Origin of the sequence: Pseudomonas sp. USTB-Z, from assembly GCF_019691255.1 — a bacterium.
Lineage (GTDB): Bacteria > Pseudomonadota > Gammaproteobacteria > Pseudomonadales > Pseudomonadaceae > Aquipseudomonas > Aquipseudomonas alloputida.
Genome location: NZ_JAECZP010000012.1, coordinates 64,044 through 76,917 on the forward strand (window position 1 = coordinate 64,044; position 12,874 = coordinate 76,917).

At 61.8% G+C, this 12,874-nt stretch carries 12 protein-coding genes; 7 read left to right on the forward strand and 5 right to left on the reverse strand.

The window, feature by feature from the left end; translation table 11 throughout:
• The first annotated feature begins 92 nt into the window (after window positions 1-92).
• Both I8746_RS15495 and I8746_RS15500 read left to right on the forward strand, forming a co-directional pair.
• The gene (locus I8746_RS15495) at window positions 93-998 is read left to right on the forward strand and encodes an alpha/beta fold hydrolase (protein ID WP_012053695.1); all 906 of its coding nucleotides are present in this window, start codon (window positions 93-95) and stop codon (window positions 996-998) included.
• A gap of 392 nt (window positions 999-1,390) precedes the next feature.
• Window positions 1,391-4,615 carry a DUF6543 domain-containing protein gene (locus I8746_RS15500; protein WP_221100802.1) on the forward strand — a complete coding sequence of 1,075 codons (3,225 nt, stop codon included), beginning with the start codon at window positions 1,391-1,393 and terminating at the stop codon, window positions 4,613-4,615.
• On the opposite strand, the gene I8746_RS15505 is transcribed toward I8746_RS15500, so the two are convergent.
• Window positions 4,546-5,379, reverse strand: a complete 834-nt coding sequence (locus I8746_RS15505) for an IclR family transcriptional regulator (RefSeq protein WP_012053693.1) — start codon at window positions 5,377-5,379, stop codon at window positions 4,546-4,548. The genes I8746_RS15500 and I8746_RS15505 overlap by 70 nt on opposite strands.
• Window positions 5,380-5,491: 112 nt before the next feature.
• Between I8746_RS15505 and hmgA the strand changes: the two genes are divergently transcribed.
• The 3 genes from hmgA to maiA are packed head-to-tail and all read left to right on the forward strand — an operon-like array spanning window position 5,492 to window position 8,734.
• Window positions 5,492-6,793, forward strand: a complete 1,302-nt coding sequence (hmgA, locus tag I8746_RS15510) for a homogentisate 1,2-dioxygenase (protein ID WP_221100803.1) — start codon at window positions 5,492-5,494, stop codon at window positions 6,791-6,793.
• A gap of 3 nt (window positions 6,794-6,796) precedes the next feature.
• Window positions 6,797-8,089, forward strand: coding sequence for a fumarylacetoacetase (gene fahA, locus I8746_RS15515; RefSeq protein ID WP_221100804.1), 1,293 nt, complete (start codon window positions 6,797-6,799; stop codon window positions 8,087-8,089).
• Between the two features lie 12 nt (window positions 8,090-8,101).
• Window positions 8,102-8,734, forward strand: coding sequence for a maleylacetoacetate isomerase (maiA, locus tag I8746_RS15520; protein WP_161774777.1), 633 nt, complete (start codon window positions 8,102-8,104; stop codon window positions 8,732-8,734).
• Here maiA and I8746_RS15525 read toward each other — a convergent pair.
• Window positions 8,728-9,534 carry a SirB1 family protein gene (locus tag I8746_RS15525; protein WP_004575364.1) on the reverse strand — a complete coding sequence of 269 codons (807 nt, stop codon included), beginning with the start codon at window positions 9,532-9,534 and terminating at the stop codon, window positions 8,728-8,730. The two genes, maiA and I8746_RS15525, sit on opposite strands and share 7 nt — an antisense overlap.
• Window positions 9,535-9,658: 124 nt before the next feature.
• Between I8746_RS15525 and I8746_RS15530 the strand changes: the two genes are divergently transcribed.
• Window positions 9,659-10,678, forward strand: coding sequence for a Glu/Leu/Phe/Val dehydrogenase dimerization domain-containing protein (locus tag I8746_RS15530; RefSeq protein ID WP_003251677.1), 1,020 nt, complete (start codon window positions 9,659-9,661; stop codon window positions 10,676-10,678).
• A 58-nt stretch (window positions 10,679-10,736) separates the two neighbouring features.
• On the opposite strand, the gene I8746_RS15535 is transcribed toward I8746_RS15530, so the two are convergent.
• The 3 genes from I8746_RS15535 to I8746_RS15545 all read right to left on the reverse strand — a co-directional run bounded on the left by I8746_RS15535 (window position 10,737) and on the right by I8746_RS15545 (window position 11,954).
• The gene (locus tag I8746_RS15535; RefSeq protein ID WP_003251679.1) at window positions 10,737-11,000 is read right to left on the reverse strand and encodes a YebG family protein; all 264 of its coding nucleotides are present in this window, start codon (window positions 10,998-11,000) and stop codon (window positions 10,737-10,739) included.
• A 355-nt stretch (window positions 11,001-11,355) separates the two neighbouring features.
• Window positions 11,356-11,619 carry a DUF3077 domain-containing protein gene (locus I8746_RS15540; RefSeq protein ID WP_003251681.1) on the reverse strand — a complete coding sequence of 88 codons (264 nt, stop codon included), beginning with the start codon at window positions 11,617-11,619 and terminating at the stop codon, window positions 11,356-11,358.
• 92 nt (window positions 11,620-11,711) lie between these two features.
• Window positions 11,712-11,954, reverse strand: coding sequence for a hypothetical protein (locus tag I8746_RS15545; RefSeq protein WP_003251683.1), 243 nt, complete (start codon window positions 11,952-11,954; stop codon window positions 11,712-11,714).
• 448 nt (window positions 11,955-12,402) lie between these two features.
• Here I8746_RS15545 and I8746_RS15550 point away from each other — a divergent pair, with 448 nt between their 5' ends.
• A complete protein-coding gene (locus I8746_RS15550) occupies window positions 12,403-12,873 on the forward strand; it encodes a phosphate-starvation-inducible protein PsiE (protein WP_003251685.1) in 471 nt (156 codons plus the stop codon).
• The last annotated feature ends 1 nt before the right edge of the window (window position 12,874 follow it).

A 12,874-nucleotide genomic window follows, 5' to 3' on the forward strand; every position in this document is an offset into this window, starting at 1 on the left:
CGACATAGAGAGCACATGTAAGTGCCGAGGTGACATGCAATGAACGCAGCCTTGCCCTATTCCGCCAACACCACTACACCGGGACCCATCTGATGCCTATGGCCGAGATTCCATTGTGCGTCTGGCGTACCCGGGCACAGAGTTTCATGTTCCGGGGCCAGAGCATCCGCTACTGGACCGCAGGGCAAGGAGAGCCTCTGCTTCTGTTACACGGTTTCCCCACCGCCAGTTGGGACTGGCACTACCTGTGGGGCCCTCTGAGCCAACGTTTCCGGGTGATCGCTTGCGACATGCTTGGCTTTGGTGATTCGGACAAGCCCGTCGATCACACTTACAGCCTGATGGAGCAGGCAGACCTGCAGCAGGCATTGCTTGCCCATCTGCAGGTCGCGCAGCCCGTGCACCTGTTGGCCCACGACTACGGCGGCAGCGTGGCTCAGGAACTGCTGGCGCGACACCATGAGCAGCGTGCCGACATTGCCAGTTGCGTGTTCCTCAACAGCGGGCTGTTCCCCGAAAGCTGCCGCATGCTACTGATCCAGAAGCTGCTGCTCAGCCGGTTTGGCTGGCTGGTCGGGCGCTCGTTCGGGCGTGACGACCTGGTGCGTAACGTGATTCAGGTCTACGGCCCCTGCACGCATCCCAGTGAAAGCGCGCTGGATGATCTCTGGAGCCTGATCGCTGCCAACCGGGGCACGCGCATCCTGCACAAGCTGGTGGGCTACATGCCGGAGCGCAGGTTGCACCGCGAACGCTGGGTCGGGGCGATGCAACGTAAAGGCGTGCCGCTGCGCTTGATCAATGGCGTGGTCGACCCGCTTTCCGGCGCGCACATGCTTGAGCGCTACCGGCAACTGATACCGGAGCCGGACACCGTGCAGTTACTGGGCATTGGCCATTACCCGCATACCGAAGCGCCCGTGCAGGTGCTGCGCCACTACCTGGCCTTTCGTGAGCAGCCGCTGAGCTTCTACCCGCTGAAAGTGGCGTGGTCATGACGAGGTTTCAGCGCCGATGAGGTCGGGCGCCCTCCGCACGGCGCCCGACCTCATCGGCGCTGAAAGTCTTGACGGTCACCTGACCGCCAGGATGCATTTTCAGATTTCAAAAAAAAGGCCGCTGCAAGCCGCAGCGGCCAATCGAGACGTCAGATCAAGGAGCTTCAAAATCTACGTCGGTGAACCTCGCAGGCTTGAAAGGCGGGGGGGAGAGCCCTTCAAGCCGGCCAGTGAGTCAAGAATAAGCGCTTGATCCGTTAGGAAAAATAGCTTCTGCCGACATTCACCTTTACGTTTCAGGCAACAGTGCCAAGTGCGGGGTAAGCTTCCCTGCGCTATTGCCTTTATCGTCCGTTCACTCTGCTGCCTCCTTGTATTTTGGAGCGCAGTTCATGTCTTTCGATTTCAATCTCGGCAGCCCCGATTTCGGTGAAGGGTGCCCAGGTGCACGCTCTGTGAAAGAACAGGTGAAGGCCATGATGGCCCACGCCCAGGAGCTGCAACAGCTGATGGCTGCGGTTGCGCAATTGGGCAGCCTGATACCGGAGGCGCATCGACAACAGTTCACCGAGCAGAAGCGTTTGCCGTTGGCGGTTGTCGAGTCGCTTGTGCCGCAAAGGCAGGCGGTTCTTGACCAGTGGTGGGAGCAACAGTCCAGATTAAGTTTGAAACCACTTACCCTGGCGTCCCATTTGATCCAGCTGATGTTTGCTGAAACGCGCCTCAAGGCTCTTACGTTCAAGGCCTGGGAAGCCGGTATCGAGGCCCTTGAGCAGGACGGGGACGTAAACAAGCATGAGGTGTACCTGGTTGCCGGAGATTTGCGTTTTCGTTTGCCGGGCGTCGTCGCCAGCCGTCATGACCTCGAACAGAACCCGGACGCACCTGCGGATTTTCTGATCTACAGCCTGGCCAGCGGTTGCTGGTTCGACACTGAACGCGCGCGCGCAGCCAGCGCACTCGCCCCAGCCTTTGCTGAAGGCAGCCCGTTGCGTTGGCTGTTGTCTTCGCAAGAGCGGGCGGCGTTGTCTACAGAGGGTTTGACACTCGATTTCGTGCCGCTGCAAGTACCACTTCACAGGTATTTCATCCGTGATCTGCGGGCTATCCAGCTTAAGGCCACCCAGCGCAGCCTGCGGATCAAGGTCGATGACGCGCGGCGTCTGGCCCAGCTCGACAGTGCGGCTCGGCTTGAGCCTCTGGTAGCTGCGCTGCAGAAACGTGCGACGCGGCATGTGCGAGCGTACCGCACCAGCCTGCTGCCCGAATGGCGGCGATTCATGCAGGGCGAGGAACTGCAAGCCTATCGACAACTGGAAGATGACCTGCAGGTGAAGGAGCAGCGTTGCACCGAGCGTCTGGCGCAATGGCGCGACCTGCGCAGCTTCGCCAAGAAACAGGTCAAGCAAGCCCTTGGCCTGGATATCGACCCCGAGCAGGTACGCGTGTGTGTCAGTCACGTCGATGACCCTGAGCAGGCGATGAAACACACCCTGCTCGATTGGGCGTTGAGTGGTGGCTACAGCGGGGGCCAGCTCAAGGTCGAAGTCCTGGGGGAGCGGCACCGTTCATTGTTGGGGAGTACCTCTATCCAGAGCGTGATCGAAAAACTGGATTTGCGCGTGAACTACGTCAAACAGATCCGTACGCTCTATGACGACGCTTTGACCATGGCCGCACTGTGCGAGGTGCTTGATGCGCGGCTGGCGCTGGCCAATCAGGCCGCTCGTCATCAAGGGTTTCACCCGGCTGGGTTCGATCTGCTGCACCACGCACGCCAAGGGAACATGCAGGCCAATGCCATCAGCGCCGGCCTGGTTTGCCTCAATGGTGCGCAAACGCCCTTGAAGGATCTGCTGTGTCTGGTGCAGGGCGATCAGTACTTGCTCTACGCCCCTGGTGCACCAGGAGGCGATTTTCATCTTTTCGATTCACTCCAGGAAATGGCGCTCGAAATCGGTAGTTGGACCTTGTGGCCGGTAGGCAGTGAGTACCTGCTGGGGCAATGCTCGCGGGCCCAGCATGATTCGCTCAAACGCCATTTGCGCAAGGTCGAGATGCTGCCCACCGACTGGTCCATGCACAGCGTGACGCTCGCGCCGATCAAGTCGCAGCAGTGGCTGGATGTGCTCAATGCCCTGGCCAGGCGCAAGATCACTGCCCTGATCGAGGACCAGCAGGCCACCACGCCAAGCTGGTTCATCAACGCCAGTCGTGCCGAGCAGCAGGCACTGGTTGATATCGATCAACTGCTCAAGCTGGCGCAGGCCAGGTACCAGTCGCTGATGAAGATGCCGAGTTTTCGCACCTTCGCCCATCGACAGGTGACGGAAAAAATCAACTCATACCCGGGCAATCGCGGCGGCGCAATCAACCCGGATCAGGTATTGATAACGCTGGAAGAGGATGCCATTCGCACACTGACACAGACCGTCATCAAAGGTTATCCCACGTATTACAATTTCTCCGACTTTGCCCGCATCACCTCGGCTACCGGCCAGGATATCTCGCACCTGAGCCCGGCGCTGCTGGGGAGCTACATTCGTGCTGCCGACCTGGGCAACAAGTACATCGAAGAAGTGAAAGCGCAGTTACTCGACCGCTCCAGGCCGGAATATGAAAGGCTCAGGCAGTGTTATCGCACGCTCTTTGCTTTGAAGATCAGGCGTGCCGTGCTCAGTGAGAAACTTCAGGGCCGATTGTCGGGCCGCCATGCGCAGTGGCTGGAATCGGTGATCGACAGTTTTTCGGGGACCTCGATCGACGCGGCGTGCAACCTTTATCCGTTGTGGATGGACGATTGCCCTGTTCAAGGTGCCTACCTGCTGAAGCATGCTCGTGACCGCGAGCTTGAGCCCTTGGTCTATCTGCCAGAAATCGAGCAAGGCCCCACGCTGCGGACCCTCAGCGAGCTGGCAAGGACTTGGCGTGAGCACGACTTGGCAGGTTATTGCCAAGACCGCGTGCCGTTATCGAACCAGGCGCGCTTGAACACATTGATCGAAGAGCAACTGCGCGCCGGGGATGGCATTGAGCTGGTGCTGGACGCCGTTGCCCGAGGCAGGGGTGTGCGGCCGCCGATAGGGGAGACCGGGCGTATCGGGGATCCTGTCCAGGACCTGGAGAAACGTATCAGGCGGATGATCAACGAAGCCGCTGAAGACAGCGCCGACGCTGCCGAGCGTATTTCGGCCGTGGTGGTGGAGTGGGGGATCGTACTGGCCGGCATCCTCACCGTGCCGTTTCCGCCGGCGGCTATGGCCGTCGGGCTGTTCTGTGCGGCCAGGTCCTTTGTCACCGGGGCCATCGCGTGGAGCGATGGCGACCGTTCCGCCGCCTTGCTGTCGTTCGCGGCGGGGGTTGCAGGAACGGTGGCCTCCACGGGGGTTTTGGCGCGGCTGTTCGGTGCCGCGCAGAAATACATCACCGTACTTTCCCGGGCAGAGGTGTCGCAGCCCACGGCCTTCTCGCGTGTGATCGGGCGGCTATGCGATGACTACGGCGATTTGGTGAGCGAGGTGGCACCCGCCCTTTATGACGGCTTCTCTCAGGAACTGCTCTGGCTCGTCGAGGAGGAAACACAAGACGTCGAAGCGCAGTGTGGGTTGTCCGCATAACCCATGCGCCAGCTCACGGTTCGTGCGGCCGTGAGCAGGCGCTGCGCCGCCGGCCCATGTTCATCGGCATGGAAGATCGACGTCGGCCCGACCACAGTCATCACCGCCGCAATCTGCCCCAGGGCGTTGAATACTGGCGCCGACAGCGCATCCACCCCTGGCATCAGCAGGCCATGCACATGGTGCAGGCCCTGTTCGCGGATGCCGGCCAGCAGTGTGTCGTAGTCACTGGCGGTTTGTTGCAAAGCGGCCAGTTCCCTGTCGCGCAGCTCCTGGGTTTCTCGCTCGGGCAGGTAGGCGGCGAATACCAGCCCGGTGGACGAGCTGAGCAACGGCAGCACCGAACCGATCTGGGTCACCACGGTGACCGCGCGCACGGCAGGTTCGATGCTTACCACCGTGGCCCCCTGGTTGCCCCACACAGCGATGAAGCAGCTTTCGTTGAGCTCATCTCGCAACTGCGACAACGGCATTGCCGCCACCTTCAGCACATCGATGCTGCCCAGCGCCGCCAGCCCCACCCGCAATGCCTCGCGCCCCAGCCCGTAATGGTTGGTGGCCGCATCCTGTTCGGCAAAACCACTCGCAATCAGCGCCTGCAGGTAGCGATGCACTTTGCTTGCAGGCATCTGCACGTGCTCGGCCAGGCGTGATAGTGAAGTCGAGGGTGAGAGTTCGGCGAGGGCCTTGAGGATGTCGGTGCCGACTTCCGCCGAGCGGACCTTCTGCTTGCCGGTGTCGGTGGGGGAGCTGGCTTTGGCCATGGGAGGGGAGGTTCCGGATTTATCGTGTCGCCTTTATAGCTTGACGCCTTGAGCGGAGCAAATTACGTTATTCGTAATCTGATTACGATAAAAACAAAATCCGGAGGCATCGATGAACCGCGACACGTCGCCCGACCTTCACTACCTGAGCGGCTTCGGCAACGAATTCGCCAGCGAAGCATTGGCCGGGGCGCTGCCTGTCGGGCAGAACTCCCCGCAGAAGGCCCCGTATGGCCTGTATGCCGAGCTGCTGTCGGGCACGGCGTTCACCATGGCCCGTAGCGAGTTGCGCCGTACCTGGCTGTACCGCATTCGCCCTTCTGCCTTGCACCCACGCTTCGAGCGCCTGGCGCGCCAGCCGCTCGGCGGGCCACTGGGTGGCATCAACCCCAACCGCCTGCGCTGGAGCCCGCAGCCGATTCCTGCTGAACCGACCGATTTCATCGAAGGTTGGCTGCCCATGGCTGCCAACGCCGCAGCGGAAAAACCGGCTGGCGTGAGCATCTACATCTACTGCGCCAACCGGTCCATGGAACGGGTGTTCTTCAACGCTGACGGTGAGCTACTGCTGGTGCCGGAACAGGGCCGCCTGCGCATCGCCACCGAACTGGGCGTGATGGAGGTCGAACCGCTGGAAATTGCGGTGATCCCACGTGGCATGAAGTTCCGCGTCGAATTGCTCGACGGCCAGGCCCGTGGCTACATCGCGGAAAACCACGGTGCGCCGCTGCGCCTGCCGGACCTGGGCCCGATCGGCAGCAATGGGCTGGCCAACCCCCGCGACTTCCTCACGCCTGTGGCCCACTACGAAGAAGCCGAAGGCCCGGTGCAACTGGTACAGAAGTTCCTGGGTGAGCACTGGGCCTGCGAGCTGCAGCACTCGCCACTGGACGTTGTGGCCTGGCATGGCAGCAACGTGCCGTACAAGTATGACCTGCGCCGCTTCAACACCATCGGCACCGTCAGCTTCGACCACCCGGACCCCTCGATTTTCACCGTGCTCACCTCGCCAACCAGCGTGCATGGCATGGCCAACATGGACTTCGTGATTTTCCCGCCACGCTGGATGGTGGCCGAGAACACCTTCCGTCCGCCATGGTTCCACCGCAACCTGATGAACGAGTTCATGGGCCTGATCAATGGCGCCTACGACGCCAAGGCCGAGGGCTTCCTGCCGGGTGGTGCCTCGTTGCACGGGGTGATGAGTGCCCATGGCCCCGACGCTGAAACCTGTGAAAAGGCCATTGCCGCTGACCTGGCGCCGCACAAGATCGACAACACCATGGCCTTCATGTTCGAGACCAGCCAGGTGTTGCGCCCGAGCCTGCAAGCCCTTGAATGCCCGCAATTGCAGGCCGACTACGATAGTTGCTGGGCGACCTTGCCGAGCACCTTCAACCCGAACCGGAGATAACCCATGAACCACACTGCCAATGCCCGTAGTTGGGTCGAGCACGCCAACGGGCACAGCGACTTCCCGCTGCAGAACCTGCCCTTGGGCATCTTCAGCCGGCCGGGTGAAGCCAGGCGCTGTGGCGTGGCGATCGGCGACGCGATCCTCGACCTGGAGGCGGTGCTGGCCGCCGGCCTGTTCGACGGGGCGGCCAAGGCCGCCGTTGAAGCCACCCGCGGCGGGGCTTTGAACGCCTTCTTCGCTTTGGGCCGCAATGCCCGCGTAGCCCTGCGCGAGCGTTTGCAGGTGCTGCTCGATGAGCACAGCGAACACCAGGCGGCCTTGAAGCCGGCGTTGTTCCTGGCCAGTGACTGCCAGCTGCACGTGCCGGCGCAGATCGGTGACTACACCGATTTCTACGTTGGCATCGAGCATGCGAAGAACGTGGGCAAACTGTTCCGCCCCGACAACCCACTGCTGCCCAACTACAAGTACGTGCCGATCGGTTATCACGGCCGCGCCTCCACCATCCGCCCGTCCGGCACCGACGTGCGCCGGCCCAAGGGCCAGACCCTGCCGGCCGGGCACACCGAGCCGAGCTTCGGCCCTTGCGCTCGTCTGGACTACGAACTGGAACTGGGTATCTGGATTGGTCAGGGCAATGACATGGGTCAGGCAATTCCGGTAGGCGATGCCGCCGAGCACGTAGCCGGCCTGTGCCTGCTCAACGATTGGTCGGCGCGCGATATCCAGGCTTGGGAATACCAGCCACTGGGGCCGTTCCTGTCCAAGAGCTTCATCACCACCATTTCGCCTTGGGTAGTCACCGCCGAAGCGTTGGAGCCGTTCCGCTGTGCTCAGCCGGCACGCCCCGAAGGTGACCCGCAGCCGCTGTCGTACCTGCTGGACAAGCGCGACCAGGCCAGTGGTGCATTTGATATCGAACTCGAAGTGCTGCTGCTGACCGAGCGCATGCGTGAGCAGGGCATTGCCCCGCACCGCCTGACCCTGAGCAACACCCGCAGCATGTACTGGACCGTGGCGCAGCTGGTGGCGCATCACAGCGTCAACGGCTGCCAACTGCAGCCAGGTGACCTGTTCGGTTCGGGCACGCTGTCGGGCGCCACGCCGGGATCGTTCGGTAGCATGCTGGAGATCACCGAAGGCGGGAAACTGCCGGTTGAGCTGGCCAGCGGCGAAGTGCGCAAATTCCTCGAAGACGGCGACGAAATCATCCTGCGTGCCCGCTGCACACGTGACGGCGTAGCCAGCATCGGTTTCGGTGAATGCCGCGGCACGGTCATCGCAGCCAACTGAGGAGGCAGGGGTATGGAGCTGTACACCTATTACCGTTCCACCTCGTCCTACCGGGTGCGCATTGCCCTGGCACTGAAGGGACTGGCTTACCAGTCCCTGCCGGTCAACCTGCTGCAGGGTGAGCAGCGCGGCGAGGGCTATGTAGCCGTCAACCCGCAGGGCCGCGTACCGGCCTTGCGCACCGACGGTGGTGAGGTGCTGGTGCAGTCGCCGGCGATCATCGAGTACCTGGAAGAGGTTTATCCACAGCCTGCGTTGCTGCCGGCCACCGCCGAGGCACGGGCCAAGGTACGTGGGGTGGCGGCCATCATTGGTTGCGACATTCATCCGCTGCACAACGTCAGTGTGCTCAACCGGCTGCGCCAGGCCGGTCAGGATGAGGGGCAGGTCAACCAGTGGATCGGCCACTGGATCAGCCAAGGGCTCGCGGCAGTGGAGCAACTGATTGGCGATCATGGTTTCTGTTTTGGCGACACGCCTGGGCTGGCGGATGTGTACCTGATCCCGCAGTTGTATGCGGCCGAACGCTTCAACATCGACCTCGCCAGCCTCCCGCGCATTCTGCGGGTTGCCGCACTGGCGGCCGCGCACCCGGCGTTCGCCAAGGCCCACCCCGCCCAGCAGCCGGACAGCCCGGCTCAGTGAAGTGAACGGTTCGTCGCCGGAAGCTTGCCGATTCGCTCGGACAGTTTCAGGCGCTGGACCGGGTCTTCCGTCAGCAGTAACGCATGCTCCAGGTCGAAGCGCTCGGCCTGTGGGCAATCCAGATGATGGTAGAGCGAGGCGCGGGTCATGTAGTCGCTCACCTGCACCGGGCCCAACTGCATGATTCGCTCTGCATCGATCAACGCCGCCAGGTGGTTGTCGTTACTGATGTGCAGTTGGCGCAGGTTGCGTGACAGGCGTTGCAGCATCTGCAGCGGGCTGGCGCTGCGCAGGTGCTCGGCGGTCAGCGCCAGGTGCGGGCCGAACTGGCGCGCCAGCAATTCGCGGCAGTCGCTGGGGTACAGGCGCCGGCCGCCGCAGGGATCGAGCAGGTGGTCGGCACCCGGCACGCGCAGCAGGAAATGGCCAGGGAAGCCCACACCCTCCAGCGGTATGGACAGGCGCCTGGCCAGTTCCAACGCGAGGATGGCCAGGGTCAGTGGTTGGCCGCGGCGGCGCTGCAGTACCTTGTCCATCATCGCTGCATGGGGGCGCAAGGGGTGATATTCATCCTGCTGAAAGCCCAGCGCATTGAGCTGGCGCAGCAGTGGCTGGGCCAGTTCGCAGAGTGGAAGCATCGGCAGGTTGGCGCTTATCTCGCGCTGCAGGTCGTGCAGCGCAGCAAGGCTGGCCGCGGGCTCGACACCCGGGTCGTGCTCGGCAGCAATCCACAATGCGGCTTCCAGCAGGTCGACAGGCTCGCGTTCCAGGCAGGCCAGGCAGGCTTGACGTGGCTTCATGGGGCATCTCCACACACGTTTGAGTATTAGCCGTGGCGCGTGGTTTCGTCCAGTGGTCCGGCGGCGGCGTCAAGGCTGAGGCCGTGCCTATACTGGAAGGAGCACCTCGTAGGGGAGCCGGTCGATGTTCGCGCTGATGCAAAGCACCCGTACCCAGTCACTGCACCTGTTCAATGACCCGCCTACGGGCCTGAAAGCCGTTGTGGCAATCCACAGTGAGCATTTGGGCCCGGCCATGGGGGGGTGCCGCTACCTGCCTTACGCCGATGACGAAAGCGCCATGACCGACGCGATTCGCCTGGCCCAGGGCATGAGCTACAAGGCAGCACTGGCCGGCTTACCGATGGGGGGTGGCAAAGCGGTGATCATGCGCAACCCGCATGTGGAAAACCGCGCCGCGCTGTTCGAGGCCTTTGGCCGCTTCATCGATACCTTGCATGGGCGCTTCATCATCGCCGTGGACAGTGGCACCTCGACCTTGGACATGGACTGCATTGCCCACAGCACGCCCTACGTGACCAGCACCACTGCGTCGGGCGACCCATCGCCACATGCGGCGATGGGGGTGTTCGCGGGCATACGTGCCACAACCTCGTTCCGGCTGGGCAGCGATGACCTGAGAGGCTTGCGGGTAGCGGTGCAGGGGTTGGGCAATGTCGGTTATGCACTGGCGGAGCAATTGCATGCGGTGGGCGCGGAGCTGCTGGTCAGCGACCTTGACCCGGGGCGGGTGCGGCTGGCGATGGAGCAGTTCGATGCCAAACCGGTGACCAACGATGCGTTGATCAGTACCCCTTGCGATATCTTTGCACCCTGCGGCGTGGGCCCGGTACTGAACGGGCAGAGCGTGATGCAACTGCGTTGTGCGGCAGTGGCGGGGGCGGCCAACAACCAGCTGACGACCTTGCAGGTGGCAGACCAGCTGGAGTCGCGCGGCATATTGTATGCACCTGACTACGTGATCAATGCCGGTGGGCTGATCTATGTGGCACTCACCCACCGTGGCGAAGACCAAGGCACCATTACTGCGCACCTGGCGCGGATTCCTTCACGGCTGACCGAAGTGTTTGGCCATGCGCAGGCGGAGAAGCGTTCGCCGGCAAGGGTGGCGCAGATGTTGGCGGAGCGGTTGTTGTATGGCTGAAGGTTGCTGATGGCGTTGTTGGCCACTTCGCCGGTAAACCCGCACACCTCGGGCGATATCACTCGGCAGCAGTACCCTCAAGCAATTCGGCCAATGCATCCGGCTGGCTTTTGAACGCCCGGGCGAACACATCGCGGTTCTTCGCCATGTAGATACCGGCTTCCTCGACCTGCTGCTCGGTCAGCGACGGCACCGCCTTGTGCAGCACTTCGGCCAGGCGCTCGGCCAGCTCGAGCATTTTGTCGTGACGGTCTGCTTCGGCCTTATCCATGAACAAGCGCTCCGGGTCGCGGCTGCTGCGGTACACCACTTCGACGGCCATTCATCACCTCTATGCCTTTTTGCTGGTTGTGTTGCGGTTTACTGTATCTATATACAGTAATGGCAATGCTGGTTGGTTCGCAAGCAGAAATTGTAGCGTGGCACAGACCGAGCGCTGCGGGTGCGCCTTTGCCAGGAACAATTGGTTCGAAACAGATGTAGGAGCGGGCTTGCCCGCGAATGCGGTGGCGGCTGCGACGGTGAATGACCGGGAGATATTGGCCGGCAGGTCCGGCCTATTCGCGGGTAAACCCGCTCCTACAATGGTGCGCCGCGCGGGCGGGGCTCGATCTCACAGGCGCTGAAACTGCTGCGGCAAACACATAGAGGCCTTCATCCAACCTGAAGCGAAATCCTCACTGCTTCATGCCCAACTCGGCATCATCCATCAGCGCCTTGGCCATGGCACTCAGATAATGGGCGGCCCATATCATCATGGGCTTCTCCTCCATCAGGCCAGTGATGGTCAATTCACGCACATAGCCCATCAATTCCGACGACTGCTCGCGGGCGTCCCTGCAGGGGATGCCGGGCTCGATGCGGAACAGTGGATGGGTGCTGTTTTCGCCTTGATAGAAAGTGGTCTTGCCGACGGTGAATTGGGTGTCTTCTGTTGTCATTGTTCAATCCCCTGAAGTTTCTCGAGTGCCTGGCCGCCCGTTTCACGGGCGAGCCCGCGAAGAGGCCGGCCCTCCCGGCACATTAACCAGCCTTAGTGCGAAGTCCTGGGCTCAGCGTGCATCTGCACCTGAACCAGTGCCGACTCAAGCAGAGCCCGCAGCGCCTCCAGCTCATGCATCGAGGTCATCATCAGGATCGAAACCGGTGACTTGGGCTGAAGCAGCAACGCCTGATGCACCACGGTGGCTGCGCACAACGCGTAGTCGGTGGCCTGGATCAGGGTGTCTTCGAGGGAATGGGGGTTATGGGGTGGATCGGGAACTACTTTCAGCATGGTGAAGGCCTGTTCAAAGTTGGGGCCACCACCTCCTGCTGTCAAACAATGAGGCGGCAGCTGTACATGGGTTGACAGACCGGTGAACAGAACCAAAAGCCGGCGCACACGAGGTGCCCCATGACAGCTGCCATAAAGGCAAAGCCATGTGGTTAGTTCAGGGCGGCCTGTCAAAGCCGGTCGCTGATTGGCAGCGACGACCCCAGACTAGTGCGCATGCCCGAACGCCACAATGGCAGGGAGTATCTTTGGGAAATGCCCTACAAGGAAGGGGTTAAATCTGATTTTTCCCCAAGCACGGCGTGCTTTTTTGCAATGCGCCACGCCTCAAGGTGTCTTGCGGCAATCGGTCGCCTTCCAAGACAGGGGCTTGGCCCTTTAACTGCATGGCACAAGCGTCACATCAGCGACGCATCATCCTTAAAGACGTATCGGGGAATGGAACATCGTGAACATCAAATGGGCAGAAAAACTGCGCAAGGGCCTGCACGGCTCGGCCGACTCGCTGGGCAACCTGTGCGTCGAGGCGTTCCATTACCTGGCGCTGTTCGGCATTGGCGCGATCACCGCCTACGCGGCGGTGGTGACGTTCCTGGACATGCTGGGCAAGGGCGGGATCAGTGTCGATGACATCCTGCTGTTGTTCATCTACCTGGAGCTGGGGGCGATGGTGGGGATCTACTTCAAGACCAACCACATGCCGATCCGCTTCCTGCTGTACGTGGCAATCACCGCGCTCACTCGCCTGCTGATCGGCGATGTTTCGCACCACAAGGCACCCGATGAAGGGCTGTTGTACCTGTGCGGCGGCATCCTGTTGCTGGCGTTCTCGATCCTGGTGGTGCGCTACGCTTCGTACCGCTACCCCTCGACCAAGGTGCTGGACGCCAACGGCAAGGCAGTGGAGGAGGGCAAGTAGC

Coding starts and splice junctions, on each gene's coding strand:
- I8746_RS15495 (WP_012053695.1), top strand. CDS start 93: ATGCCTATGGCCGAGATTCCATTGTGCGTCTGGCGTACCCGGGCACAG.
- I8746_RS15500 (WP_221100802.1), top strand. CDS start 1,391: ATGTCTTTCGATTTCAATCTCGGCAGCCCCGATTTCGGTGAAGGGTGC.
- I8746_RS15505 (WP_012053693.1), bottom strand. CDS start 5,379: ATGGCCAAAGCCAGCTCCCCCACCGACACCGGCAAGCAGAAGGTCCGC.
- hmgA (WP_221100803.1), top strand. CDS start 5,492: ATGAACCGCGACACGTCGCCCGACCTTCACTACCTGAGCGGCTTCGGC.
- fahA (WP_221100804.1), top strand. CDS start 6,797: ATGAACCACACTGCCAATGCCCGTAGTTGGGTCGAGCACGCCAACGGG.
- maiA (WP_161774777.1), top strand. CDS start 8,102: ATGGAGCTGTACACCTATTACCGTTCCACCTCGTCCTACCGGGTGCGC.
- I8746_RS15525 (WP_004575364.1), bottom strand. CDS start 9,534: ATGAAGCCACGTCAAGCCTGCCTGGCCTGCCTGGAACGCGAGCCTGTC.
- I8746_RS15530 (WP_003251677.1), top strand. CDS start 9,659: ATGTTCGCGCTGATGCAAAGCACCCGTACCCAGTCACTGCACCTGTTC.
- I8746_RS15535 (WP_003251679.1), bottom strand. CDS start 11,000: ATGGCCGTCGAAGTGGTGTACCGCAGCAGCCGCGACCCGGAGCGCTTG.
- I8746_RS15540 (WP_003251681.1), bottom strand. CDS start 11,619: ATGACAACAGAAGACACCCAATTCACCGTCGGCAAGACCACTTTCTAT.
- I8746_RS15545 (WP_003251683.1), bottom strand. CDS start 11,954: ATGCTGAAAGTAGTTCCCGATCCACCCCATAACCCCCATTCCCTCGAA.